The following is a 759-nucleotide window of genomic DNA, read 5'->3' as shown; positions in this document are numbered from 1 at the left end:
CCTTCTCCTGCGCCTTCTCGCGGATCGAACAGGTGTTCATCAGCAGCACGTCGGCCTCGGCCGGGTCGTCGGTCAACTCCAGGCCTTCGGCGGCGGCCAGCACGTCGGCCATCTTGGACGAGTCGTACTCGTTCATCTGGCAACCGTGGGTCTTGATGTACAGCTTGCCGCGCACCGGTCCGGTCACCTGTGGCCGGGAGCCGGGCAGGGCGATCAGGTCGGGGCGGGGGGCGGGCGAATCAGGTGTGGCGGCAGGCAAGGCGGAGCCGGCCGAAGTCGGCGCGGTCGAAGCTGGCGTCCCGGTCATGGCGCTTATTCCAGTCGGGTGGGCGGGCAGGCAGCCGGTTGGCTGCGATGAGCCGTGCATTGTATGCCGGAAGCACTCCCCGGACGGGTTCAGGGCCGATCCGCGCTGGCGGCCGGCGTCAACCCCTTGGCAACCACCGCCGAAGTTGGGACACTCCCGACAATGAAGGGGATCTTGGGGATCGCTGCGTTGGCCTTGGCTGCGCTGACCGCTATGCCGGCCAGTGCGGGCACGTTGTACAAGTGCCTCGGTGCCGACGGCGTGCCCAGTTATGTCAGCAAGCGCGTATCCGGGGCGTCCTGCAGCGTGGTCAGCAGCTACCGGCCCGACCGCGGCGCGCCGCGCCGCTACACCCCGCCGCCGGCACCGGTCGCCGCGCCAGCGCCTGCACTGGTCCCGACAGCGACCGCCAGCGCGCCCGCCAGCCCGGTCCAGGCCGATCGCGCCAACAC

2 pseudogenes are annotated in these 759 nt (G+C 70.4%); one reads left to right on the top strand and one right to left on the bottom strand.

Features of this window, described 5'->3' with window-relative positions:
- Positions 1–307, bottom strand: a pseudogene (locus AC1DQP_RS21165) (tRNA (N6-isopentenyl adenosine(37)-C2)-methylthiotransferase MiaB); the annotation flags it as partial.
- 162 nt (positions 308–469) lie between these two features.
- Between AC1DQP_RS21165 and AC1DQP_RS21160 the strand changes: the two are divergent.
- A pseudogene (locus AC1DQP_RS21160) lies at positions 470–759 on the top strand (lytic transglycosylase domain-containing protein); the annotation flags it as partial.

The organism is Stenotrophomonas sp. P5_A8, assembly GCF_056400545.1.
The sequence above is the reverse complement of the archived record's forward strand: the minus strand, read 5'-3'. Positions and strand labels throughout refer to the sequence as shown.